General features: G+C 57.3%; 22 protein-coding genes and 1 pseudogene. 2 read left to right on the forward strand and 21 right to left on the reverse strand.

Going from position 1 to position 25,253, the window contains the following annotated elements:
- Nucleotides 1-81: 81 nt before the first annotated feature.
- Both U873_RS0101615 and cysS read left to right on the forward strand, forming a co-directional pair.
- A complete protein-coding gene (locus U873_RS0101615; protein ID WP_025126572.1) occupies nucleotides 82-1,779 on the forward strand; it encodes a glutamine--tRNA ligase/YqeY domain fusion protein in 1,698 nt (565 codons plus the stop codon).
- 18 nt (nucleotides 1,780-1,797) lie between these two features.
- Nucleotides 1,798-3,180, forward strand: a complete 1,383-nt coding sequence (gene cysS / locus U873_RS0101620) for a cysteine--tRNA ligase (RefSeq protein ID WP_025126573.1) — start codon at nucleotides 1,798-1,800, stop codon at nucleotides 3,178-3,180.
- A 200-nt stretch (nucleotides 3,181-3,380) separates the two neighbouring features.
- On the opposite strand, the gene U873_RS34915 is transcribed toward cysS, so the two are convergent.
- The 21 genes and pseudogenes from U873_RS34915 to nuoC form a co-directional block, all read right to left on the reverse strand.
- On the reverse strand, nucleotides 3,381-4,250 hold the full coding sequence (locus U873_RS34915; RefSeq protein ID WP_081818584.1) for a bifunctional 2-polyprenyl-6-hydroxyphenol methylase/3-demethylubiquinol 3-O-methyltransferase UbiG: 870 nt from the start codon (nucleotides 4,248-4,250) through the stop codon (nucleotides 3,381-3,383).
- 30 nt (nucleotides 4,251-4,280) lie between these two features.
- Nucleotides 4,281-6,332 (reverse strand): DUF6077 domain-containing protein, encoded by a 2,052-nt coding sequence (locus U873_RS36555; RefSeq protein WP_157838051.1) that lies wholly within the window; start codon nucleotides 6,330-6,332, stop codon nucleotides 4,281-4,283.
- 127 nt (nucleotides 6,333-6,459) lie between these two features.
- The gene (locus U873_RS0101630; protein ID WP_029978061.1) at nucleotides 6,460-6,801 is read right to left on the reverse strand and encodes an EamA family transporter; all 342 of its coding nucleotides are present in this window, start codon (nucleotides 6,799-6,801) and stop codon (nucleotides 6,460-6,462) included.
- On the reverse strand, nucleotides 6,798-7,508 hold the full coding sequence (locus U873_RS34920; RefSeq protein ID WP_115658580.1) for a class I SAM-dependent methyltransferase: 711 nt from the start codon (nucleotides 7,506-7,508) through the stop codon (nucleotides 6,798-6,800). The genes U873_RS0101630 and U873_RS34920 overlap by 4 nt, the downstream gene beginning before the upstream one ends.
- On the reverse strand, nucleotides 7,498-8,502 hold the full coding sequence (locus U873_RS34925) for a glycosyltransferase family 2 protein (protein WP_081818586.1): 1,005 nt from the start codon (nucleotides 8,500-8,502) through the stop codon (nucleotides 7,498-7,500). The genes U873_RS34920 and U873_RS34925 overlap by 11 nt, the downstream gene beginning before the upstream one ends.
- Before the next feature lie 479 nt (nucleotides 8,503-8,981).
- Nucleotides 8,982-9,573, reverse strand: a pseudogene (locus tag U873_RS37120) (IS3 family transposase); the annotation flags it as partial.
- A gap of 22 nt (nucleotides 9,574-9,595) precedes the next feature.
- The gene (locus U873_RS0101635; RefSeq protein ID WP_025126576.1) at nucleotides 9,596-9,787 is read right to left on the reverse strand and encodes a hypothetical protein; all 192 of its coding nucleotides are present in this window, start codon (nucleotides 9,785-9,787) and stop codon (nucleotides 9,596-9,598) included.
- A 100-nt stretch (nucleotides 9,788-9,887) separates the two neighbouring features.
- On the reverse strand, nucleotides 9,888-10,382 hold the full coding sequence (locus tag U873_RS34935; protein ID WP_081818588.1) for an integrase family protein: 495 nt from the start codon (nucleotides 10,380-10,382) through the stop codon (nucleotides 9,888-9,890).
- A 189-nt stretch (nucleotides 10,383-10,571) separates the two neighbouring features.
- Nucleotides 10,572-10,889, reverse strand: coding sequence for a DNA-binding transcriptional regulator (locus U873_RS0101640; RefSeq protein ID WP_025126577.1), 318 nt, complete (start codon nucleotides 10,887-10,889; stop codon nucleotides 10,572-10,574).
- The gene (locus U873_RS0101645; protein ID WP_025126578.1) at nucleotides 10,876-11,226 is read right to left on the reverse strand and encodes a toxin; all 351 of its coding nucleotides are present in this window, start codon (nucleotides 11,224-11,226) and stop codon (nucleotides 10,876-10,878) included. The genes U873_RS0101640 and U873_RS0101645 overlap by 14 nt, the downstream gene beginning before the upstream one ends.
- Nucleotides 11,227-11,463: 237 nt before the next feature.
- Complete coding sequence (nuoN, locus tag U873_RS0101650) at nucleotides 11,464-12,927, reverse strand: NADH-quinone oxidoreductase subunit NuoN (protein ID WP_025126579.1); 1,464 nt, start codon at nucleotides 12,925-12,927, stop codon at nucleotides 11,464-11,466.
- A 7-nt stretch (nucleotides 12,928-12,934) separates the two neighbouring features.
- Nucleotides 12,935-14,467, reverse strand: coding sequence for an NADH-quinone oxidoreductase subunit M (nuoM, locus tag U873_RS0101655; protein WP_025126580.1), 1,533 nt, complete (start codon nucleotides 14,465-14,467; stop codon nucleotides 12,935-12,937).
- Between the two features lie 39 nt (nucleotides 14,468-14,506).
- On the reverse strand, nucleotides 14,507-16,360 hold the full coding sequence (gene nuoL / locus U873_RS0101660; protein WP_025126581.1) for an NADH-quinone oxidoreductase subunit L: 1,854 nt from the start codon (nucleotides 16,358-16,360) through the stop codon (nucleotides 14,507-14,509).
- Nucleotides 16,357-16,665, reverse strand: coding sequence for an NADH-quinone oxidoreductase subunit NuoK (gene nuoK / locus U873_RS0101665; RefSeq protein ID WP_025126582.1), 309 nt, complete (start codon nucleotides 16,663-16,665; stop codon nucleotides 16,357-16,359). The genes nuoL and nuoK overlap by 4 nt, the downstream gene beginning before the upstream one ends.
- A 7-nt stretch (nucleotides 16,666-16,672) precedes the next feature.
- Nucleotides 16,673-17,185, reverse strand: a complete 513-nt coding sequence (gene nuoJ, locus U873_RS0101670; protein WP_025126583.1) for an NADH-quinone oxidoreductase subunit J — start codon at nucleotides 17,183-17,185, stop codon at nucleotides 16,673-16,675.
- A 9-nt stretch (nucleotides 17,186-17,194) separates the two neighbouring features.
- Nucleotides 17,195-17,743 (reverse strand): NADH-quinone oxidoreductase subunit NuoI, encoded by a 549-nt coding sequence (gene nuoI / locus U873_RS0101675; RefSeq protein WP_003223795.1) that lies wholly within the window; start codon nucleotides 17,741-17,743, stop codon nucleotides 17,195-17,197.
- 11 nt (nucleotides 17,744-17,754) lie between these two features.
- Nucleotides 17,755-18,762: an NADH-quinone oxidoreductase subunit NuoH gene (gene nuoH, locus U873_RS0101680; protein ID WP_025126584.1), complete on the reverse strand. Its 1,008-nt coding sequence runs from the start codon at nucleotides 18,760-18,762 to the stop codon at nucleotides 17,755-17,757.
- Entirely contained in the window at nucleotides 18,759-21,473 is a 2,715-nt protein-coding gene (gene nuoG / locus U873_RS0101685) for an NADH-quinone oxidoreductase subunit NuoG (RefSeq protein WP_025126585.1), read from the reverse strand. Before nuoG ends, nuoH begins: the two co-directional genes overlap by 4 nt.
- Before the next feature lie 135 nt (nucleotides 21,474-21,608).
- The gene (nuoF, locus tag U873_RS0101690) at nucleotides 21,609-22,964 is read right to left on the reverse strand and encodes an NADH-quinone oxidoreductase subunit NuoF (protein ID WP_025126586.1); all 1,356 of its coding nucleotides are present in this window, start codon (nucleotides 22,962-22,964) and stop codon (nucleotides 21,609-21,611) included.
- Complete coding sequence (gene nuoE / locus U873_RS0101695; RefSeq protein ID WP_011062188.1) at nucleotides 22,961-23,458, reverse strand: NADH-quinone oxidoreductase subunit NuoE; 498 nt, start codon at nucleotides 23,456-23,458, stop codon at nucleotides 22,961-22,963. The genes nuoF and nuoE overlap by 4 nt, the downstream gene beginning before the upstream one ends.
- Nucleotides 23,459-23,460: 2 nt before the next feature.
- Nucleotides 23,461-25,242: an NADH-quinone oxidoreductase subunit C/D gene (nuoC, locus tag U873_RS0101700; protein ID WP_025126587.1), complete on the reverse strand. Its 1,782-nt coding sequence runs from the start codon at nucleotides 25,240-25,242 to the stop codon at nucleotides 23,461-23,463.
- Nucleotides 25,243-25,253 lie beyond the last annotated feature (11 nt).

The raw sequence follows: 25,253 nt of genomic DNA on the forward strand, positions 1-25,253 counted from the left end.
GCACTTGACAGCATCGGCTATGATATCCGTTTTGATTTGTCAGGCCGCACCCGGCCGCGCACTTGTACGTTCAAGGATCCTATGAGCAAGCCCACTGTCGACCCTACCTCGAATTCCAAGACTGGACCGGCCGTTCCGGTCAACTTCCTGCGCCCGATCATCCAGGCGGACCTGGACTCGGGTAAGCACACGCAGATCGTGACCCGCTTCCCGCCGGAGCCCAACGGCTACCTGCACATCGGTCACGCCAAGTCGATCTGTGTGAACTTTGGTCTGGCCCAGGAATTCGGTGGCGTTACCCACCTGCGCTTCGACGACACCAACCCGGCCAAGGAAGACCAGGAATACATCGACGCTATCGAGCGCGACATCAAGTGGCTGGGCTTCCAATGGTCCGGCGAAGTGCGCTATGCCTCGCAATACTTCGACCAACTGCACGACTGGGCAGTGGAGCTGATCAAGGCGGGCAAGGCCTATGTCTGCGACCTGACCCCTGAGCAAGCCAAGGAATACCGCGGCAGCCTGACCGAGCCGGGCAAGAACAGCCCGTTCCGCGAACGCGCTGTGGAAGAGAGCCTGGACCTGTTCGCACGCATGAAGGCCGGCGAGTTCCCGGACGGCGCACGGGTGCTGCGGGCCAAGATCGACATGGCTTCGCCGAACATGAACCTGCGCGACCCGATCATGTACCGCATCCGCCACGCTCATCACCACCAGACCGGTGACAAGTGGTGCATCTACCCCAACTACGACTTCACCCACGGTCAGTCGGATGCCATCGAAGGCATCACCCATTCGATCTGCACCCTGGAGTTCGAAAGCCATCGTCCGCTGTACGAATGGTTCCTCGAGCACCTGCCGGTGCCGGCGCACCCGCGCCAGTACGAATTCAGCCGCCTGAACCTGAACTACACCATCACCAGCAAGCGCAAGCTCAAGCAACTGGTGGATGAGAAGCACGTGAATGGCTGGGATGACCCGCGCATGTCGACCCTGTCGGGCTTCCGGCGTCGTGGCTACACCCCCAAGTCCATCCGCAACTTCTGCGAAATGGTCGGCACCAACCGTTCCGACGGCGTGGTGGACTTCGGCATGCTCGAATTCAGCATCCGTGACGACCTGGACCACAGTGCCCCGCGCGCCATGTGCGTGCTGCGTCCGCTCAAGGTGGTGATCACCAACTATCCGGAAGGCCAGGTCGAGAACCTCGAACTGCCGCGTCACCCGAAAGAAGAAATGGGCGTGCGGGTGCTGCCGTTCGCTCGCGAAATCTACATCGACCGTGAAGACTTCATGGAAGAGCCGCCAAAAGGCTACAAGCGCCTGGAGCCGGCCGGTGAAGTGCGCCTGCGCGGCAGCTACGTGATCCGTGCCGACGAAGCGATCAAGGACGCCGACGGCAACATCGTCGAGCTGCGCTGCTCCTACGACCCGGACACCCTGGGCAAGAACCCTGAAGGGCGCAAGGTCAAGGGCGTGATCCACTGGGTGCCGGCGGCTGCCAGCGTCGAGTGCGAAGTACGCCTGTACGATCGCCTGTTCCGTTCGCCGAACCCCGAGAAAGCCGAAGACAGCGCCAGTTTCCTGGACAACATCAACCCTGACTCCCTGCAAGTGCTCACTGGTTGTCGTGCCGAACCCTCCCTGGGCAACGCACAGCCGGAAGACCGTTTCCAGTTCGAGCGCGAAGGCTACTTCTGCGCGGATCTCAAGGACTCGAAACCAGGTCAGCCGGTATTCAACCGTACCGTGACCCTGCGCGACTCCTGGGGTCAGTGATTCAGTCAAGGAACTAACGTGCTTACGATCTACAACACGCTCACCAAGAGCAAAGAAGTCTTCAAACCGCTCGATGGCAACAATGTGCGCATGTACGTCTGCGGAATGACCGTGTACGACTACTGCCACATCGGCCATGGCCGCAGCATGGTGGCGTTTGACCTGGTGACCCGCTGGTTGAGGTTCAGCGGCTATAACCTCACCTATGTGCGCAACATCACCGACATCGAAGACAAGATCATCAATCGGGCCAAGGAGAACGGCGAGCCGTTCGACGCGCTGACCGAGCGCATGATCACGGCGATGCATGAGGACGAGGCACGCCTCAATATCCTCAAGCCGGATATGGAACCGCGCGCCACGGATCACATCCCGGGCATGTTGAGCATGATCCAGACCCTGATCGACAAGGGCTATGCCTATGCGCCAGGCAATGGCGACGTCTACTACCGCGTCGCCAAGTTCATGGGCTACGGCAAGCTGTCGCGCAAGAAGATCGAAGACCTGCGCATCGGTGCGCGGATCGAGGTCGACGAGTCCAAGCAGGACCCGCTGGACTTCGTGCTGTGGAAGGCCACCAAGCCGGGCGAGCCGAGCTGGGAGTCGCCGTGGGGCGCTGGGCGTCCGGGCTGGCACATCGAGTGCTCGGTGATGTCCACCTGCTGCCTGGGCGAGACCTTCGACATTCATGGCGGCGGCAGCGACCTCGAGTTCCCGCACCATGAGAACGAGATCGCCCAGAGCGAGGCGGCCACTGGCAAGACCTACGCCAATGCCTGGATGCACTGCGGCATGATTCGCATCAATGGCGAGAAGATGTCCAAGTCCTTGAACAACTTCTTCACCATTCGCGACGTGCTCGACAAGTACCATCCGGAAGTGGTGCGCTACCTGCTGGTGGCCAGCCACTACCGCAGCGCGATCAACTACTCGGAAGACAACCTCAAGGACGCCAAGGGCGCCCTGGAGCGTTTCTATCACGCCCTCAAGGGCTTGCCGAAAGTTGCCCCGGCCGGTGGCGAAGTCTTTGTCGAGCGTTTCACCCAGGTGATGAACGACGACTTCGGTACCCCGGAAGCCTGTGCCGTGCTGTTCGAGATGGTGCGCGAGATCAACCGCCTGCGTGAGAGCGATCTCGACGCAGCGGCCGGTCTGGCGGCGCGCCTGAGGGAGTTGGCCAACGTGCTGGGCGTACTGCAGCTGGAAGCCGAAGATTTCCTCCAGGCGGGTGCTGAAGGTCGGGTGGATGCGGCACAAGTGGATGCGCTGATCCAGGCGCGCCTGGCGGCCCGTGCCAACAAGGACTGGGCCGAGTCCGACCGGATCCGCGACCAGATCACCGCCATGGGCGTGATCCTGGAAGACGGCAAGGGCGGTACGACCTGGCGCCTGGCTGACTGAGCCTAGCTTCGTTGCAACAAGAAACCCGCCTGGTGCGGGTTTTTTGTATTTTAATATATTGTTTTATATTAATTAAAATTATGCATTAGGTGTCAGCCCCAAACTGAGGCTCACACGGATTACTTGCGTGAAGAGCTGATGGCTTGCCAAGCAGATAGCAGTGCCCGTCTAGCTGCACATCGGCATCAAGCTACACTCTATCAGTAGCGACCTGGCCTAATTTTTTTTGCGACGACATAGATGATATCACTCGGCAGGAGCCGCAAAATCGGCAAAGCAGTGGCGATCGTGCAGTAAATCAAAACCTTGGAGATTGTTCCCAGCTTTCCGGTATAGGAAATTCTGGTGTAAAGACCTTCTAGTCCAAGAGTAGGGAGCGTCCCGGACTTGATCACAGCGAAATTTCTATTTTTTAGTAGGTCCGAAAGATTCTTGCTGTTGAAATAGTGAACGTGAGGCGAGGGCAGATCCTTCTGCCAGAGTCTTTCGAAAAATCCGAGCTTACCTATCCGACAAAAAAGCCTGGATAGTCTGTAAAAAATCCCGGCGCTACTTGGCAAATTAAGGACTAATAGGCCGCCTTCGTTTAAGCGCTCATGACATGCCGTCAGCACGTTGTCGATATCCGGTATGTGCTCAATCACATCATTGAAAACCACCACGTCGAAAGTTTCAAAACGTTCCAGCGCGTCGGGAAAATAACCTCTACGAACTGGAAGACCTTTTGCGGCGGTAGATTTAAATACCACCTCGTCAGGTTCAATGCCAAGTACATCAAACTTCATCATGGCGGCCTCTACAAACCAGCCATGTGCACAGCCAACATCCACCAACTTCCCCCCTGTAGGCTGAAGCTTAGAGATGACACCAAGTAATTTATTGAAATTACTAACCCGAATTTCACGAAGGCCTATTTCTCTTTCAGTCTCATTAATAAGCTCATGCGATGATGAGTCATTAATTGTTGGCTGTAAATTGCCTTTCTCGTAACAGCAAGTTGTGCATTCGAAGTGCCAGGCTTGGATTCCCGGTGCAAGAATTCCATTGCAAACAGGACAGCTATTTTTCATATGTGCCCCCATAGAGCTGTCGGCTATCAATTAGTTTTGTTTCATCCAAAAAGAATAGCCATTAATCGAGTCTTTCTTCTTGTATCCTTCTTTGCTTAGAAGGTTGATAGCTAAGGAGCTTGCGTTATTTGAGTGTAATATGATTAATGAAATATCTAAAGATTGGAGGGCGGTCTGTACGAACTCACCATTTCCTTCGATTTTACCTGTCACAAAATCATACAAGGCACGCCTTCTCTTATATTTTTCATCTCCTATGGCGGGTCTCAAAAGATCTAAATATAGCCCCCGGGTACTCACGAGTCGAGGATGCTCTTCAAATCTCGAAATGACACCAGCTATTTCATCTGGTGCGAGCAACATTCCATCCCTTTGATCTATAGCAACGGCTTTCTGGGCAACAATAAGATCGGAGCTTTGAATTTTCCAAGCTGCAAAATTTTCAATTGTACCGATGTTACCCGAACGAAGTGTATTATATGGGAGCGATAAAAATATCAAGCCAAGTACAATTGCTGACAGTAGCGCAAGAAGCAATCGGTACGGCTTTTGTTTAAATAGCTCGGTTGCAATCATGCAGAAAGATACTGCAGAAAAAATTATGATAGGGAAAGACCAAGCAATGCGCCAATAAACTGGAGGAGTTGTTACATGCTTTGATATGAAGTCGGATAGCCACGGGTTAAGGTAGATCGCAAAAAATATAAAAGGAGGAACAGCCAATCTCCATTTTGTTATATTATCCTTGGCCAGAATTGGGCCGGCCAAAAGGAGAATTCCTACCAAATATTGCTGATGGGTTCCGAATACAGAAGTCCATACGTCCTCTGCTGTTTCTGTCCCAAAGTCCATCACTGGTGATCCCTTGAGTTGCAGGGCAATATTAATCAGATAAGGTAGAGGGATAAATAATATAGCTAGTGCATAATAGGCTTTGCTCTTCTCGCCTTTTAACGCCAGCGGAATGTTAGATGCTAAAGCTCCAAAACCTGCGATTGGGCCTGCGAGCATTCCAAAATTAGATAAGCCGATAGCTGTCACTTGGCAGCAAGCCAATAAAAATAAATCATTACTAGTGCCTCGCTTGGAAAAAAAGCGCGCTGTAAGGTAGAAAATGGCTGGAACAACTACAGATAAGAAAACAGATTTCCCTTGAAAAAGACGAACAAATGAAAAATTTGCTGCGCTGCGATGCATCTCTCCGAGCAGTAAAGTCAGGAGAAAAGTTATTGATCCAGCTAAAATCCAACTCTTGGGGATTAGCTCTTTTGTTAATAAAAAAGTTGCAGCTATGCTTGCAATAACCCATACAGGCAAAAAGTAAATATAATAAAAATCCATTGATGGAACTGAAAGTAAGTACGCCAAAGCGCCCGAAAGTAATTCGAAAGAAGCAAAGCGATAACTTGGAAAAATTAAAGGTAGCCCAGTTTCCCCAAGCATTGGGTCACCTGCAAGAAGACTGTGCTCTGGATTTGACGATGAAAATGCTGCAATTGCTACGTAAAATGAGTCATCCAAGTCATTTCTCGAAACTGAGTAAGAAATTAAAATCGCAAGAATTACAATTAGTGAAATTATTAGGGGAGAGAGTTTGCTTTCTGTTTTAGTGGTTTTTAAGGTTTTTGATGGCCGCTCTAACTCTGGCGAAATAAGGCTGGCTATTAGTAGTAATATAGAGAGGGCCCAGAATACTATCCATGACCAGTATAGGGTTGCTGGCAACGCAATAAGAAGTGTTAGAGTGAGTGGGAGTGCATGTTTGCAATTTAGTTTGTACTGCTTTGATATCGCAGTTCTGCTGGGAGCATCTGGCTTGTGTCTCTTCGGCAAAAAAACGTATATTGCAAATAACGGAGTGATTACGAGAGGAGCGAGAATCAGAAGGTCTTTTATATTCCAACCAAGCAATACGCAAGCTTGTGCCGAGATGGTCCACCCAGCAAATGCAATTAAGAAAGCAGAAATGATGGTGCGTAATATCTTTTCGCAGGGATCATTGAAAGATTCTGCCCCCAGACCTTGGCTGTTTTTTCTCGGGTCTTGACGAGGGCTATCAATTTTGAAGACGTTATTTTTCATAAGAAATTGGCCAATAAAAAATATTCTTAACGAGTAAAAAAGCACAAGATGGGGTGGTGAGTAGAGAGATTACTAAAAATCCAGAAATATAAAAATATGTACCCTCATCATGAACTGTCAAAGTGGCTCAGCTTCGAATAGTAATTATAATTCCGGCCACGATCATTCCTAACCCAATGAAGTATTGTGCCTGAAAGCGCTCACCAAATATGAAATGGCTGCCCAGTGGCACAAAAACGAAAGCCAATGCCATCATTGGATATACCCGACCAAGCTCTGCCTTCTGTAAAACCCAAACCCATGCTACGGATGTGATGCCATAAATAAACATAGCAGCAATTAATGGTATGGCCGATCTTAATGAGAATAAAGTACCAGTCAAAGCAAGCGCCGTAGAGCTTAGTTTGAATAGCAGTTGCCCGATGGCCAAGCCTAATACGCAGAAAAAAGCGACAACATAGGCAATCATTTTATAGTCTCTTGTTTGTGAATGGTGGCGTGAAATGAAAAAAATAAATTCAGGTCAATTGACGACACGGAAAATGGCCACCAAGATTCCTTAGCGTCGGGGAAGTAGTGCCTCAGAATTGCAATAAGATTATGACATGAGTTTACATGCTCTCTTGCCATAATGTAGTCGTATGCGATGCCTTGAGACATTGCATTCCTTCGTGGTCCTAGGTGCCTACCAAGTCGCCAAGCAAGACCAGGATCTGTTGGAATCAAAATTGATAGCACACCTCCGTCTTTCACTACTCTGGTCCACTCCTTCAATACGAGGTGTGGTTGGTAGATATGTTCTAGGACATGAGTCGCTATCAGCCTATCAAAACTGTTATCTTCATATTTTAATTCGCTACCTTCTTGGCATTCGAATTTCAATTTATTGCTGTGTTTTTTTAAAAGTTTGTTCTTTGCGACATCAAGCGTTTTTTGGTCTAGGTCAGATAGCGTGTATTCTTCAAATTTGTGACGAACGAAATTAACATGTTCGCCTGTACCGGCGCCAATCTCCAGAACTCGTTTAAATTGCGATTGGTCGCCGTATGCTTTTTCGACAAGTTTATGACTTGCACGCATAACCAACGACTGGAGCGGGCTCGAATAGTTTGAGTCATCATAAAGCTCTGAGAATTTTTTCTTGTATTCAATCCAGGCTTTATCTTCATTTTGCATTTTGTACTCCATTGTTTTTTCTAACGCTGGAACTGGTTTTGAACTTTTGTAGTGGGTTGTTTGGGACGGAGTTTATATCGTAACCCAGAAAGGCTAGTGTAAGTTGCAGTCCGATAATTACGGGTAAAGCGGAAAGCATTACGGTCCCAGCTGATGAGGGTAAACCTGTACTTGCGGAATTTGCCCACTGATAAGTTCCGAAAATTAGTCCAAATAATAAAAATCCCAAACCCAGCGGAAGTTCAATTGAGGCAAGAGACATATCTCTCAAGTAATAATTATAAAATATCCGTTTGGCAAAATTTCTAGCATGCTTAATAGAGAATTCTCCAATAATTTTAGATATTTTTAGATTGCTGATTTCGTCGCCGTATTTAGCACTCATGGGTATGTCCACGACTACAGCACGCAGTGTATTTAATCGGAATAACATATCAGTTTCAAAGAAGTAACGACGACTTATTTTGTTAAATGGCAAGCTTTTCGCAACATTAGTGTGGATGGCAGTAAACCCATTGGTCGGATCGAATAAGTTCCAGTATCCAGATGACAGCTTCGTCATAAACGATAGAGCGGCATTACCGAATAAGCGTAAATTTGGCATAGCACGAATTTCTTCAAGGTCAAAGAATCGATTTCCTTTAGTGTAGTCGGCTCTGCCATCAATGATGGGGGAAATTAGACTCGGGATTAGTCTTGGATCCATCTGCCCGTCACCATCCACTTTGATGATGATATCCACGTCCTCATCTATGGCTGCTTGGTACCCGGTCATTACTGCGCCACCAACGCCTTGATTTTCAATATGACGAATTACCAGAAGACGCCCATCATTGCAGTTATTCTCTAGAAAATCACCTGTCCCGTCCGGACAACAATCATCGACTACATAGATTCTGGTAACTTCTTGGCCAATCGCCTCAATTACGCTTAAGATGTTTTTTTTTACCTTGTAGCTTGGTATAACAACTGCGATTTTAGGGCTTGGTAGCATTCGAATTTACCGTGGTCAATATTTGTTTTAGAGTACATTCCGAGGCGGATTGTATTGTGGTGGTTCAGTAATTCGTGGCGGTCTATAATTATAGTTGATACTCGGGCAGCAAGGGCTCTTCCTAGAGTTTTGGTAGAATTCGCTCTGCTGTTGGATACAGTGGGCCGCCTCAGTAAAATAGTACTGATGTTGATAGGCTAAAGCCTTAAAGAGGTAATCAATTACGTAAGAAATAATAAGGTCTCCACCCCTCTCAGGCTGGCTCTGCCTAGCTGGACATTAATGCCGGATCAAGCCCTTTGTCGATCACAAAAAATAGTTGTTCAGCTACGCGCAAGGGGCTACGGCTAGCGCGCAGAACCAACGCCCGGGAGCACTATACGCGGTTACGCTAGGTACCTGAATATCGACCGCAAGCTACTTCGGTAGAATACTTCGGAACTTTGCTGTCGGGGAACCGCTCGCTTTAGTGTTTTTGTCTACAGCCCCCGGGTGAAAGTGTAGTGGTCAACTAATCCCGGATACTGCGTTAAGTTTTCCTCGGCCACGGCGGGTGCCAGCCCGCTGTTGAAGTGATATGGCCGTTGCCAGTTGCACCTCTGCATCAAAAAACGACCGATATCCTCTATGCCAGCGATGCGCTCATGTTGCCCACGCTCAGTATCCACTACGTTTTCAGACTGCGAAACAACCGGTCCATCGATGCGTTGTCTTAGCAGTTTCCACGCCGGCTCATGCTTTATGTGAGGCGATAACGCTACAGTCGTTGGCGAAAGCTTCGGCTACTGTATTGGCTTCCTTGGTCTCTGTGAAACAGTACATTCTGGGGCGACTATGCTGTTCATATGCCATGTCCAAAGGCTTGATTACCAGGTAGGTATCGGGCCTCGATGAAAGCGCCCAGCCCACTACGCGGTGGGTGAAAAGGTCGATCACGACCGTCACGTAGTGCCAGCGACCTTCTGTCCGGACATAAGTGATATCACGGCACCAGACCTCATTCGGCGCAGACACGGTGAACTCCCGATCCAGCGCGTTCGGAATATCCGGCCGCTCCGCCGTCGCTTTTTTTAGGCATGTGAGTCGGATCGATTCACAGTCCCAATTCGTTTGTGAGCGCTTTGGCGCGGTACTTGATGGCCTTGCCCATGCTGGTTTCTATTGCGTCGGCTAGATGATCGGCCAGCCCTTGCGACATCATTCCGCTCTTACGCAGACTCATGACCATCCACCGTACCGCTTCCGCTGCTGCTTCGGGGGCGAACTTGGCTTGAGCCAAAATCATATCAACTCGATCATCCACATTGGGGCGTCAGTCATGCGCCATCCCTCCCGAAAATGCCATGCACTACGTTCTCCGATGGCGCGGTGGTGGCGTAGTCAGCCTATGCTTGCATCAGGTCCCGGCGTTTTTCCAGCAAGTTGCTACGACTGTAGGCAGCCTTTGTCTGGTCGCGTTCATCGTGTGCTAGCACAAACTTACATACTTCACGCGGGTAGTCGGTGCATTCAATCGCCCTGGTACGAAAGGTAGCGCGAAAACCATGGGTGGTTATGTCGGGTAGTCCCATTGAGCAAAGCAGATTGAAGGTTGCACCGATGTGCATGACGCCAGACTTGCTGCCGGAGCCAGGAAATAGATATGGGCTGCCAGCAATGCGCGGAATGCTTTGTAGTAATGCGACTGCCTGCCTTGCTGTTTTGAGTTTTACCGCTGGATACGGTCCCAAGCCCATATCTCGGCGCTTGCCGTTGAGTTGGTAGCGCAACAGCCAAGACTTGTTTCCTCCTGCCTTAATTACCAGATAAAGCCCGTCATCGTCCGAGTATCTACCCGGCTCGGTTAGGTGCTCGACTTGCTTCGGATTTAGCTCCCTCATTGCAACAGCCCCACACTCAGCTCCACATTTCTACACGGATTTTGGCGTATAGCTACATACCGCTACGCACATTACGCCATCTTACATCGCTGTATTTACTGGGGTTAGCGCACAGTTACGCATTTCGGCGTACAGATAAAAACCCGCCTGGTGCGGGTTTTTTGTTGCCCATGGAAAAGGGTGGGTTGCTCAGGCCAGTGAGGCGAGGCGCTCCACGGTATCGGGAAAGCGCTCCACCAGGCGGATCAGGGTGGTGGCCTGGGCGTTGGGCGTGGCCCGGCCCTGTTCCCAGTTTTCCAGGGTGCGGGTGTTGGTTCGCAGGTACATGGCGAACACCGACCGCGAGAGGTTGAGTTGCTGGCGGATGTTCATCACCTCGGCGGCGGTGATGGGCGGCAGCTTGTCGAGCTTCACTTTATGGCTGCGCAGGGTGATCTTGCCCTGGCGTTCCTGGGTGAGGGCGTCGACGCCTTCTACCAGTTCGGAAAAGATGTCACGTTTGGTCATGTCTTCTGGCCTCGATTTCACGTTCCAGCAGTTGTTTGAGCTGTTGTCGCTGCGGTGCTAGCAGGTCGTCCAGCTGGTCCTTGTCGAACAAGGTAAAGAGCCAGAACTGCGCTCCTCCGGACCACCAGTAATAAATCACCCTCAGCCCGCCACGCTTGCCCTTGTTGCGTCGCTCATCGACGAAACACATCTTGCGCAAGCCACCGGTGCCTTGAATGAGGACACCTGCATGGGGGTGTTGCAGCAACTCGATCTGCAGTTCGCAGAACAGCTCGTCATCAAGGAAGTCCTTTCGGTATCGCTGAAATGCCGGCAGTTCAATAAACAGAGCATGCATATCCTACGCTTCCTGCGTATACATTGGAGGGCGCCGCAGCTGTGGTCAAGTCCCGTTGAGCGCTGCGTTTGATCTGGCAACAGTTTATGCCGCCAGCCTCGGGCTGAATGTCGGACCAGGCCGCAGCGACAGGAAGGGCAATTCCGAGTTGTAGCGGGAAGAGGGGAGGGCGGGGCCCTGAAATGCAAAACGGCACCCGAAGGTGCCGTTGTGTTTGTTGCGTTGAAGCCTAAGCCATCAACCGGCCAGGCCCGAGTGCTGGACCAGGGTCAGCAGCGGCTGCGGGTAGACGCCGAGGAAGAACGCCAGGACCGCAATGGCCAGCAGCATCACGCCACCGGCTTTCTGTTCCCAGTGCAATTGGGCATCGACGCGACGCAGGTTCGGCTCGATCAGGTACAGGGTCACCATCACCCGCAGGTAGTAGAACACGCCGATGGCACTACCCATGACCAGCGAGCCCACCAACCACCATTGGTGCGCTTCGACACCAGTGGCGATGATGTAGAACTTGCCGATGAAGCCTGCGGTCAGCGGGATACCGGCCAGGGACAGCATCATCACGGTGAGCACGGCGGTCAGGTACGGACGGCGCCAGAACAGGCCGCGGTACTCGTACAGGGCGTCGGCGTCACGGCCTTTGTAAGGCGAGGACATCAGGGTGATCACGCCGAAGGCGCCCAGGCTGGTGATCACGTAGGTGACCAGATACACACCGATGGCTTCCATGGCCAGGCCCTTGCTCGCCACCAGGGCGATCAGCAGGTAACCGAAGTGGGCGATGGACGAGTAACCCAGCAGACGCTTGAGGTTGCTCTGGGTCAGCGCCAACAGGTTGCCCACCAGGATCGAGGCGATGGCAATGACCGTCAGCACGTTGCTCAGGACACCGCTGCTGGCCACTGGCGACAGCTGGAACAGACGCACCAGCACCGCGAACACCGCTACCTTGCTGGCGGTGGCCAGGAAGGCGGCTACAGGAGCAGGAGCGCCCTCGTAGACGTCCGGGGTCCAGAGGTGGAAGGGCACCAGCGACAGCTTGAACGCCAGGCCGATCAGCATCATGCCCAGGCCCAATTGCGCCAGGGGGCTTGGCAGGCCGGTGGCGGCCAGGGCGTGGCCGATGCCGCTGAAGCTCAGGCTGCCGGCCTCGGCGTAGAGCAGGGCCATGCCGAACAACAGGAAGCCCGAACCGGCGGCCGACAGCACCATGTACTTGATGCCGGCTTCCAGGGAGCGCTTGTTGAAGAAGGCATAGGCCACCAGGCCATAGACCGGTACCGAGAGCAGTTCCAGGCCGATGAACAGGCCGGCCAGGTTCTGCGCGCTGACCAGTACCAGGCCACCGGCGGCGGCCAGCAGGATCAGCAGGTACAGCTCTTCCCGGTTGCCCGGATAACCGCTGCTGCCGTCGCCCAGGTAGGCGTGGGCCAGGGTAACGCAGGCCAGGGTGGCCACCAGGATCAGGGCCATGTAGAGGCAGGCGAACTGGTCGATCTGCAGCAGGGGAGTCACCGCCAGGGGGGCGACTTTCAGGACTGGGAAGATCGACAGCAATGCCAGGTTCAGACCCGCCACCGAAAGCAGGAAGGTCTGGGCGTGGTTGCGACGCCAGGCGATCGCCAACATCACCACCACAAGGGTGGCGCTGGTGATCAACAGCGGCGCCAGGGCGATAAAGTGTTGAATGGTAAAGTCCATAGCGCTCTTACCGGGCCGAAGCGAGTTGAGTGAAGGCGGTGCCGAGCCATTGCTGCACGCCATGCATGGTGGCGGCAGAGGTATCGAGGAACGGTTGCGGGTACACGCCGATGTAGATCAGCAGTACCGCCAGTCCCAGCACCATGATCAGTTCGCGAGCATCCATGCCGTGCAGCACCGCGTCCGACTTGGACGGGCCGAAGTAGGCACGGTGGATCATGATCAGCGAGTAGACCGAACCGAACACCAGACCAGAGGTGGCGATCGCAGTGATCCATGGCGCGCTGGCGAAGGTGCCGATCAGGATCAGGAACTCGCCGACGAAGTTGCCGGTGCCCGGCAGGCCTAGAGACGCGGCCGCGAAGAACAGGCTGATGGCCGGCAGGTAGGCGATCTTCGACCACAGGCCGCCCATTTCCCGCATGTCACGGGTATGGGTGCGCTCGTACAGCTGGCCGCTGAGGATAAACAGCGCGGCTGCCGAAACACCGTGCGCCAGCATCTGGATCACGGCGCCCTGCAGGGCCAGTTGGCTGCCGGAGTAGATGCCGATCAGCACGAAGCCCATGTGGGACACGCTGGAGAAGGCGATCAGGCGCTTGATGTCGGTCTGAGCGAACGCCAGGAAGGCACCGTAGAAGATCCCGATCAGGCCCAGGGTCATGGCGATCGGTGCGAACTCTGCCGAGGCATTGGGGAACAGCGGCAGGGCGAAACGCAGCAGGCCGTAGGCCGCAGTCTTCAGCAGGATGCCCGCCAGGTCCACGGAACCGGCAGTCGGTGCCTGGGCGTGAGCGTCAGGCAGCCAGGAGTGGAACGGCACCACGGGCAGCTTCACGGCGAAGGCGATGAAGAAGCCGAGCATCAGGATGTACTCGGTTGTGGTGGACATCTTGGTCTTCAGCAACTGGGCGTAATCGAAGGTGATGACCCCAGTGTTGTTGAAGTTCACCAGCACCAGGCCAAGGATCGCCACCAGCATGATCAGGCCGGAAGCCTGAGTGAAGATGAAGAACTTGGTTGCCGCGTAGATCCGGGTTTTCTTGCCGTCTGCCGAACTGTGACCCCAGAGCGCGATGAGGAAGTACATCGGCACCAGCATCATTTCCCAGAAGAAGAAGAACATGAACAGGTCGAGGGCGAGGAACACGCCGACCACGCCGCCCAGGATCCACATCAGGTTCAGGTGGAAGAAGCCCACGTGGCGCTGGATCTCTTTCCAGGAGCAGAGTACCGAGAGGATACCCAGCAGGCCGGTCAGCAGGATCATCAACAGCGACAGGCCGTCGAGGGCCAGGTGCACGTTGATGCCGAAGCGCTCGATCCAGACATGCTTGAACTCGATGGCCCAAGTTGGATCGGCGCCGGGCGCCGGAGCAAATGAATAGTTACCGTGGGCCCACAGCCAGAGGCCGAGAGCGAGTTCCAGGGTCATGGTCAACAGCGCAATCCAGCGTGGCAGGGTGGCGCCGAAGCGCTCACCCAGCCAGCACAGCAGGCCGCCGATGAAGGGGATCAGGATTAGCCAAGGCAGAATCATGACGGGCTCAATTCCTTTCGCAAGTTCGCAAGGTTCATATCAGACCGCTACCAGCACAATGGCGCCGATGACCAGCACGGCACCGGCTGCCATCGAGGCGGCGTACCAACGCAGTTGACCGGTCTCGGTACGGCTCAGGGAGTTGTGGCCCCCCTTGGCCATACGCGGGATCAAACCGATGGTCTGATCGAGCGGGTCCTTGCGCAGTACATGGCTGATGGCCAGGTATGGCTTGACGAACAGTTTGTCGTAGATCCAGTCGAAGCCCCAGGCGGCGAACCACCAGGCCGAGAGCAGACGCCCGATGCCGCTGTTGGCGATGGCGGTCACAACGCGACGCTTGCCAAGGAACAACAGGGCGGCCAGCAGGATACCGGCCAGGGCGATGGCACCCGAGGCGATTTCCAGGCTGTGCTTGGCTTCGCCACCGGCATGCCCAATGCTTTGCGGCAGTACGCCGTGCAGCGGAGGGGTGATCATGGCGCCGATGGCGGTGGAGAGGATGATCAGCACCGACAGGGGCAGCCAGTGGGAAATCCCGTGACCGGCGTGGGCTTCAGTCTTGGCTTCACCGTGGAAGGTGATGAAGATCAGGCGGAAGGTGTACAGCGAGGTCATGAACGCACCCACCAGGCCGGCGTACAGCAGGCCATGGTTGCCGCTGGCGAAGGCTTCCCAGAGGATTTCGTCCTTGGAGTAGAAGCCCGCGGTCACCAGCGGCAGGGCCGCCAGGGCCGCACCACCGACGATGAAGCTGGCGTAGGCCAGTGGCAGCTTCTTCCACAGGCCGCCCATCTTGAAGATGTTCTGCTCGTGGTGGCAGGCAACGATCACCGCACCGGACGCAAGGAACAGCAGGGCCTTGAAGAAGGCGTGGGTCATCAGGTGGAAGATCGCGCCATCCCAGGCGCCAACGCCCAAGGCCAGGAACATGTAGCCGATCTGGCTCATGGTGGAGTAGGCGAGGATGCGCTTGATGTCGGTCTGCACCAGCGCAGCAAAGCCGGCCAGTACCAGGGTCACGCCGCCGACCAGGCCCACCAGGTGGAGGATTTCCGGCGCCAGGGTGAACAGGCCGTGGGTACGGGCGATCAGGTAGACACCGGCGGTGACCATGGTGGCGGCGTGGATCAATGCCGATACCGGGGTTGGACCGGCCATGGCGTCCGCCAGCCAGGTCTGCAGGGGCAGTTGCGCGGATTTACCGACAGCGCCGCCCAGCAGCATCAGGGTCGCCAGGGTGATCCAGAAGTCGCCGGCCTGGAATTTCTGCGGTGCCAGCACCAGCAGTTCCTGGATGTTCAGCGTGCCCAGTTGTTGGAACAGGATGAACAGGCCGATGGCCATGAACACGTCGCCGATACGGGTGACGATAAAGGCCTTGAGCGCCGCGTTACCGTTGTTGCGGTTGCTGTAGTAGAAACCGATCAACAGGTAGGAGCACAGGCCCACGCCTTCCCAGCCGAAGTACAGGAACAACAGGTTGTCGCCCAGGACCAGGAACAGCATGCTGGCGATAAACAGGTTGGTGTAGGAGAAGAACCGCGAATAGCCGGCTTCACCGCGCATGTACCAGGACGCGAACAGGTGGATCAGGAAGCCGACACCGACCACGACGCCCAGCATGGTGATCGACAGGCCGTCGATGTACAGGGCGAAGTTGGGAGTGAAGCCTTCTACCGCCATCCACTGCCACAGCACCAGGGTGTAGTGGCCGCCTTCAGGCGGTGCGACGTTGAATTGCCAGATCACGTAGGCCGCCACGATGGCCGACAGGCCAATGGAGCCGACGCCGATCAGGGCCGAGAGGTTTTCCGAGAGACGTCCACGGGAGAACGACAGCAGCAGGAAACCGATCAGGGGAAACACGAAGGTCAGAAAGATAAGGTTCATCCGCGCATCTCGCTGGCAGCGTCGATATCGAGAGTGTGGAAGCGGCGATACAGCTGCAGCAGGATTGCCAGGCCAATACTGGCCTCGGCGGCTGCCAGGCTGATCACCAGGATGAACATCACTTGTCCATCCGGCTGCGCCCAGCGGGCGCCTGCAACGATGAACGCCAGCGCTGCGGCGTTCATCATCACTTCCAGGCTCATCAATACGAAGAGAATGTTGCGGCGGACCATCAGGCCGACCAGACCGAGGCAGAACAGGATGCCGGCAACTGCCAGGCCATGTTCCATTGGGATAGTACCCAGAGAGATATCAGGCATGGGGTTGCTCCTTCGCCTCGTTGCGGCCCAGGTGGAACGCCGTGACGGCTGCAGCGAGCAGCAGCATCGAGGCGAGTTCGACCACCAGCAGGTAAGGGCCGAACAGGCTGATGCCCACGGCCTTGGCGCTGACGGTGGTTTGACCGATGCCGGCACCGCTCTGATGGCTGAACAGTACGTACAGCAGTTCAACCAGCAGCAGGGCGCCGAGAATCACCGGGCCGATCCAGATGCCCGGCTTGAGCCAGATGCGCTCTTGCTGGACGGCGGCAGGACCCAGGTTCAGCATCATCACCACGAACACGAACAGCACCATGATGGCGCCGGCGTAGGCGATCACTTCCAGGGCACCGGCGAACGGTGCGCCGAGGCTGAAGAAGGTCATCGCCACGGCGATCAGCGAAATGATCAGGTAGAGCAGGGCGTGCACAGGGTTGGTATTGGTGACCACTCGAAGCGTGGAGACCACCGCAACACCTGACGCGAAATAGAAAGCGAATTCCATCGTTCTTCCTTAAGGCAGCAAGCTCTTCACGTTGATCGGCTCGGCTTCGTTCTGCGCGGAGCCTTTTGGCTTACCGGCAATGGCCATACCTGCAACACGATAGAAGTTGTAGTCAGGGTTCTTTCCGGGACCGGAGATCAACAGATCTTCTTTCTCGTAAACCAGGTCCTGACGTTTGAACTCGGCCATCTCGAAATCCGGTGTCAGCTGGATCGCGGTGGTCGGGCAGGCTTCCTCGCAGAGGCCGCAGAAAATGCAGCGCGAGAAGTTGATGCGGAAGAAGTCCGGGTACCAGCGACCGTCTTCGGTTTCAGCTTTCTGCAGCGAAATGCAGCCTACGGGGCAGGCTACGGCGCACAGGTTGCAGGCTACGCAACGCTCTTCGCCATCGGGGTCGCGGGTCAGCACGATGCGGCCACGGTAGCGCGGTGGCAGGTACACCGGCTCTTCGGGGTATTGCAGGGTGTCGCGCTTGCGAAAGCCATGGCCGAAGACCATCACCAGGCTGCGCAACTGGGTACCAGTACCCTTAACGATGTCGCCAATATATTTGAACATGGGTCAAATCCTCACTGAACCGCGCCCGCAGGCGTGTTCAACAACACAACCGCAGCGGTCACCAGCAAATTGATCAGGGTCAGCGGCAGGCAGAATTTCCAGCTGAAGTCCATCACCTGGTCATAGCGCGGGCGCGGGATGGAGGCACGCAGCAGGATGAACAGCATGATGAAGAACGCGGTCTTCAGGGCGAACCAGACAAAGGACAGTTGCGGCAGGATGCCGAACGGACCGTGCCAGCCACCGAAGAACAGGGTGACCAGCAGTGCCGAGATCAGGATGATGCCGATGTACTCGCCAACGAAGAACATGCCCCATTTCATGCCGGCGTATTCAATGTGGTAACCGTCGGCCAGTTCCTGTTCCGCTTCCGGCTGGTCGAAGGGGTGACGGTGAGTCACGGCCACGCCAGCGATGAAGAAGGTACAGAAGCCGAAGAACTGCGGAATGATGAACCACAGGTTCTGCGCCTGGTACTCGACGATGTCGCGCATGTTGAACGAACCGACCTGCACCACGATGCCCATCAGCGCCAGGCCCATGAACACTTCATAGGACACGGTCTGGGCCGAAGCCCGCAGGGCACCCAGCAGGGCGAACTTGTTGTTGCTCGACCAGCCGGCGAACAGCACCGCATACACCGAAAGGCCGGCCATGGCGAAGAAGAACAGCAGGCCGATGTTCAGGTCTGCCACGCCCCAGGTCGGGGTGATCGGGATGATCGCGAAGGCGATCAGCAAGGCACTCATGGCCACCACCGGCGCCAGGGTGAAGATCACCTTGTCGGCGAACGGCGGGGTCCAGTCTTCCTTGAAGAACATCTTCAGCATGTCGGCGGCGATCTGGAACATGCCGAACGGGCCAACGCGGTTCGGACCGTAACGGTCCTGCCACCAGCCCAGCAGGCGACGTTCGACGAAGCTCAAGAGCGCGCCGGCGATCACCACGGCCAGGAGGATGACGATGGCCTTGACGACTGTCAGGATCACGTCGATCACTTCAGGGGTAAACCAACTCATTGCGCCGCCTCCTGCAGACCGTCAACGGAAAAGCCTGCGAACACCGGAGGAATACCGGCCAGGCCAGCAGGCAGGCCTACCAGGCCGGCACCCAGTTCTTCGTTGATGCGCAGCGGCAGACGCAGGGTCTGGCCGGCCAGGCTCACCGCGAGCAGGGCGCCCTCGTTGACACCCAGGCGATCGGCTTCGGACTTGGCCAGGGCCACATAGGCCGCCGGGATGCGTTCCTGTACCGGGCCAGCCTTGGAGGAGTTCTCCTCGCTGCCGAACAGGTGGTAGAACGGCACGGCCTGCCAGGTTCCTTGAGCAGGGGAGAAGGCGCGGGGAACGCTGGCGAACCAGCCGAGCCGGTCGCCCTGGCTTTCGATCAGGCGGGCGCCCGGATCGCCGGCACGCAGGTGACCACCGACTTCGTCCTGGAACTTGTTCCAGGCCTGCGGCGAGTTCCAGCCTGGCGACCAGGCAAACGGCACTTGCGAACGCGGTTCGGCAGAGCCCGAGTAGCCTTCCATGGAGAAGGAGAACGCGGTGTCCTTGTCTTGCGGGGTACGCGGTTCGTGCACGCTGATATTGGCGCGCATGGCGGTACGGCCACTGTAGCGCAGCGGTTCGCGAGCCAGTTTCAGGCCCTTGATGCGGAACGCGGCGGACGGGGCGGCATCGACGATGGCGGCCAACTGCGGGTTGCTGGCGGCGCAAGCGGCGGTCACATGGTCCAGTTGGGTCCAGTCCACCGGCTTGTTCAGCAAGGTCGCGCGCAGGGCGTGCAGCCAGCGCCAGCCTTCGTGAACCAGGATGCTGGCGTCCAGGTACTGCGGGTCGAAGACCTGGAAGAAGCGCTGGGCGCGGCCTTCCTGGCTGACCAGGGTGCCGTCGCCTTCGGCGAAGCTGGCCGCTGGCAGAACCAGGTGGGCGCGTTCGCTGGTGGCGGTCTTCTGATGGTCGGCAACGATCACCACTTTCGCGGTGTTCAGGGCCGCATCGACCTTGGCGGCATCAGTGCGGGTGTACAGATCGTTTTCCAGCACCACGATGGCGTCGGCGCGGCCGTCGGTCACCGCTTGCAGGGCGGCGTCCAGGGACTCGCCGCCGAGCATGGCCAGGCCGAGGCTGTTGGCTTCCGGCACGATCAGGCTGATGGAGCCGTTCTTTTCGCGCAGCTTCAGGGCCTTGGCAATGTTCGCCGCGGCTTCGATCAGGGCCTTGGAGCCCAGGGACGTGCCGGCGATCACCAGTGGGCGCTTGGCGGCAACCAGGGCATCGGCGATGCGCTTGGCCAGCTCCAGGGCTTCGCTGTCCAGGCCTTCGACGGCGGGTGCGCTGGCGTCGATGGCGTGGGCCACGGCGAAGCCGATGCGTGCCAGGTCGTCGGGAGCGGCGTGTACACACTCCTCGGCGACGTCGTCGAGCTTGGTTTCAGCCAGGCTGGCAATGAACAGCGGGTTCAGCGCGTGCTGGCCGATGTTCTTCACTGCAGCGTCGAGCCACGGCTGAACGCGCATGGCGTCGGCCATTTCCTCGGCCTTGCCCTTGACCGACTGGCGCAGGGCCAGGGCCATGCGTGCAGCGGTCTGGGTCAGGTCTTCACCGAGGACGAAGACCGCATCGTGGTCTTCGATGTCACGCATGGTCGGTACGGGCAGCGGGCTGTCCTTGAGTACTTGCAGCACCAGGCGGATACGCTCGAGTTCGGAGGCTTCGATCCCAGAGTAGAAGTGCTCGGCGCCAACCAGTTCACGCAGCGCGTGGTTGCTTTCGAGGCTGGCGCGAGGCGAACCGATACCGACGATGTTGCGTCCGCGCAGCAGGTCGGCAGCATTGTCCAGCGCCTGGTCCAGGCTCAGCTTGGTGCCGTCGTTGAGCAGTGGCTGGCGTGGACGGTCTTCGCGGTTGACGTAGCCATAGCCGAAGCGGCCACGGTCGCAGAGGAAGTACTGGTTGACCGAGCCGTTGTAGCGGTTCTCGATGCGGCGCAGCTCGCCGTAGCGCTCGCCCGGGGAGATGTTGCAACCGCTGGAGCAGCCATGGCAGATGCTCGGCGAGAACTGCATGTCCCACTTGCGGTTGTAGCGCTCGGAGTGCGTCTTGTCGGTGAACACACCGGTCGGGCAGACCTCGGTGAGGTTGCCGGAGAATTCGCTTTCCAGGGTGCCGTCTTCAACGCGACCGAAGTACACGTTGTCGTGGGCGCCGTAGACACCCAGGTCGGTGCCGCCGGCGTAGTCCTTGTAGAAACGCACGCAGCGATAGCAGGCGATGCAGCGGTTCATCTCGTGGGAGATGAACGGGCCGAGGTCCTGGTTCTGGTGGGTACGCTTGGTGAAGCGATAACGGCGCTCGTTGTGGCCGGTCATCACCGTCATGTCTTGCAGGTGGCAGTGACCGCCTTCCTCACAGACCGGGCAGTCGTGGGGGTGGTTGGTCATCAGCCATTCCACAACACTGGCACGGAAGGCCTTGGACTCTTCATCGTCGATGGAGATCCAGGTGTTGTCGGTGGCTGGGGTCATGCAGGACATGACGATGCGACCACGGGTGTCGTTCTCGTCGGTGTACTGCTTGACCGCGCACTGGCGACAGGCACCGACGCTACCGAGAGCGGGGTGCCAGCAGAAATACGGGATGTCGAGGCCTAGTGACAGACATGCCTGTAACAGGTTGTCCGCCCCATCGACTTCGAGCGCTTTGCCGTCTACGTGGATAGTGGCCATGGTTCAAAGTTCTTCGTTGGCCCGGTGTCAGCGGGCGTGGCTAATGGAATCTTGTTATCCGTACGAGTCAACACAGCCGTTCACGGCGTCATCGCACGTCAGGCGCAGGGCACGGGCCCGGCGCCTTTATCGGTGTTACGCGCCGACTACGATCGGACGCGCCAGAGGCGGGACGGCGGCGCTGATGGGCGCGATGCCGGCTTCGAACTCTGGACGGAAATACTTGATGGCACTGCCCAATGGTTCCACGGCGCCCGGTGCGTGAGCACAGAAGGTCTTGCCTGGGCCGAGGAATCCCACCAGACCCAGCAGGGTCTCGATGTCGCCGGGCTGGCCTTGACCTTTTTCGATCGCCATCAGCAGCTTGACGCTCCAGGGCAGACCGTCACGGCACGGGGTGCAGAAACCGCAGGACTCACGGGCGAAGAACTGCTCCATGTTGCGCAGCAGCGACACCATGTTGATGCTGTCGTCCACCGCCATGGCCAGGCCGGTACCCATGCGGGTGCCCACTTTGGCGATGCCGCCGGCATACATCTGGGCGTCCAGGTGCTCCGGCAGCAGGAAGCCGGTGCCGGCGCCGCCTGGTTGCCAGCACTTGAGCTTGTAGCCGTCGCGCATGCCGCCGGCGTAGTCCTCGAACAGCTCACGGGCGGTCACGCCGAAGGGCAGTTCCCACAGGCCAGGGTTCTTCACCTTGCCGGAGAAGCCCATCAGCTTGGTGCCGTGGTCCTCGCTGCCTTCGCGGGCCAGGGATTTGTACCACTCCACGCCGTCGCCGATGATCGCCGGCACGTTGCACAGGGTCTCGACGTTGTTCACGCAGGTCGGCTTGCCCCACACGCCGACGGCGGCAGGGAAGGGCGGCTTGGAGCGCGGGTTGGCGCGACGGCCTTCCAGGGAGTTGATCAGCGCGGTTTCTTCACCGCAGATGTAACGCCCGGCACCGGTGTGGACGAACAGCTCGAAATCGAAGCCGCTGCCCAGGATGTTCTTGCCCAGCAGGCCGGCGGCCTTGGCTTCTTCCACGGCCCGGCGCAGGTGCTTGGCAGCGGTGGTGTACTCGCCCCGCAGGAAGATGTAGCCACGGTAGGTCTTCAGTGCGCGGGCACTGATCAGCATGCCTTCGATCAGCAGATGGGGCAGTTGCTCCATCAGCATGCGGTCTTTCCAGGTGTTGGGCTCCATTTCATCCGCGTTGCACAGCAGGTAGCGGATGTTCATGGATTCGTCTTTGGGCATCAGGCCCCACTTCACGCCGGTGGGGAAGCCCGCACCGCCGCGACCCTTGAGGCCGGCATCCTTGACGGTCTGCACGATGTCGTCCTGGGACAGGTCGGCGAAAGCCTTGCGGGCTGCCGCGTAGCCGTTCTTGGCCTGGTACTCGTCGAGCCATACCGGCTCGCCGTCGTCGCGCAGGCGCCAGGTCAGGGGGTGGGTTTCTGCGCTGCGCTGGATGCGGTTTGCAGGACCGAAAGAGGTCAGGGTCATACGTAGCCCTCCAACAGTTTGGCCACGCCAGCAGGCTGCACGTCGCCGAAAGTGTCGTCGTCGATCATCAGCGCCGGGGCCTTGTCGCAGTTGCCCAGGCAGCACACCGGCAGCAGGGTGAAGCGGCCGTCGGCGGTGGTCTGGCCGAGGCCGATGCCCAGCTCGCTCTGGATCTGGCTGACCACGGACTCATGGCCGCCGATGTAGCAGACCATGCTGTCGCAGACGCGAATGATGTGGCGGCCCACGGGCTGGCGGAAGATCTGGCTGTAGAACGTCGCCACGCCTTCCACGTCGCTGGCGGGGATGCCGAGGATCTCGCCGATGGCGTAGACCGCGCCGTCAGGCACCCAGCCACGTTCCTTCTGGACGATCTTCAGGGCCTCGATCGACGCCGCGCGCGGGTCTTCGTAGTGATGCATCTCGTGCTCGATGGCCGAGCGCTCGGTTTCGCTCAGGGCGAAACGGTCTGTCTGGATAAGCGTGCTGTTCATGCTTAGCGGTCCACGTCGGCCATAACGAAGTCGATACTACCCAGGTACGCGATCAAGTCCGCGACCATGCTGCCACGGATCACCGAAGGGATCTGCTGCAGGTGGGCGAAGCTTGGAGTGCGGATCCGGGTGCGGTAGCTCATGGTGCCGCCATCGCTCGTCAGGTAATAACTGTTGATGCCCTTGGTCGCTTCGATCATCTGGAAGGATTCGTTGGCCGGCATGACCGGGCCCCACGAAACCTGCAGGAAGTGCGTGATCAAGGTTTCGATGTGCTGCAGGGTGCGCTCTTTCGGCGGCGGCGTGGTCAGCGGGTGATCCGCCTTGTACGGGCCTTCCGGCATGTTGCGCAGGCACTGGTCGATGATCTTGATGCTCTGGCGCATTTCTTCGACGCGAACCATGCAACGGTCGTAGGCATCGCCATTGGCCGCCAGCGGCACTTCGAACTCGAAGTTCTCGTAGCCGGAGTACGGGCGGGCCTTGCGCAGGTCGAAATCGCAACCGGTAGAACGCAGGCCGGCACCGGTGACGCCCCATTCCAGGGCTTCCTTGGTGTTGTAGGCCGCGACGCCGATGGTACGTCCCTTGAGGATGCTGTTCTGCAGGGCAGCCTTGGTGTATTCGTCGAGGCGCTTGGGCAGCCATTCGACGAAGTCCTTCACCAGCTTGTCCCAGCCCCGTGGCAGGTCGTGGGCGACGCCACCGATGCGGTACCAGGCCGGGTGCAGGCGGAAGCCGGTGATGGCTTCGATCACCGTGTAGGCCTTCTGGCGGTCGGTGAAGGTGAAGAACACCGGGGTCATGGCGCCGACGTCCTGGATGTAGGTACCCAGGAACAGCAGGTGGCTGGTGATCCGGAAGAACTCGGCCATCATGATGCGGATGACGTCGACCTTCTCCGGCACCTTGATGCCCGCCAGCTTCTCGACCGAGAGCACGTACGGCAGGTTGTTCATCACCCCGCCGAGGTAGTCGATACGGTCGGTGTAGGGAATGAAGCTGTGCCACGACTGACGCTCGGCCATCTTCTCGGCGCCACGGTGGTGGTAACCGATGTCCGGGACGCAGTCGACGATCTCTTCACCGTCCAGCTGCATGACGATACGGAACGCACCGTGAGCCGAAGGGTGGTTTGGCCCCAGGTTGAGGAACATATAGTCCTCGTTGGCGCCGGAACGCTTCATGCCCCAGTCTTCCGGACGGAAGCGCGCGGCTTCTTCTTCCAGCTGTTGCTTGGCCAGACTCAGGGTGAACGGATCGAATTCCGTGGCACGGGCCGGGAAGTCCTTGCGCAGCGGGTGACCTTCCCAGGTCGGCGGCATCATGATGCGCGACAGGTGAGGGTGGCCGGCAAAGTCGATGCCGAACATGTCCCAGACTTCACGCTCGTACCAGTTGGCGTTGGGCCAGATACCGGTCACGGTCGGCAGGCTGAGATCACCTTCGGACAATGCAACCTTGATCATCACGTCGCTGTTACGTTCGATCGACAGCAGGTGATAGAAGACGCTGAAGTCGGCACCTGGCAGGCCCTGGCGCTTGGTGCGCAGGCGCTCGTCCACACCGTGCAGGTCATAGAGCATGACGTACGGCTTGGGCAGGTTGCGCAGGAAGGTCAGGACTTCGACAAGTTTGGCGCGGGTAACCCAAAGCACCGGCATGCCGGTGCGGGTGGCCTGGGCGGTGAACGCCTCAGGGCCAAAACGGTTATTGAGTTCGACAACCACATCCTGGTCGTCAGCCTTATAAGGCGGGATGTACAGAGCACTGCCTGTAGTCATGATTTTTTATC

Origin of the sequence: Pseudomonas sp. PH1b (genome assembly GCF_000633395.1) — a bacterium.
In the GTDB taxonomy this organism is placed as follows: domain Bacteria; phylum Pseudomonadota; class Gammaproteobacteria; order Pseudomonadales; family Pseudomonadaceae; genus Aquipseudomonas.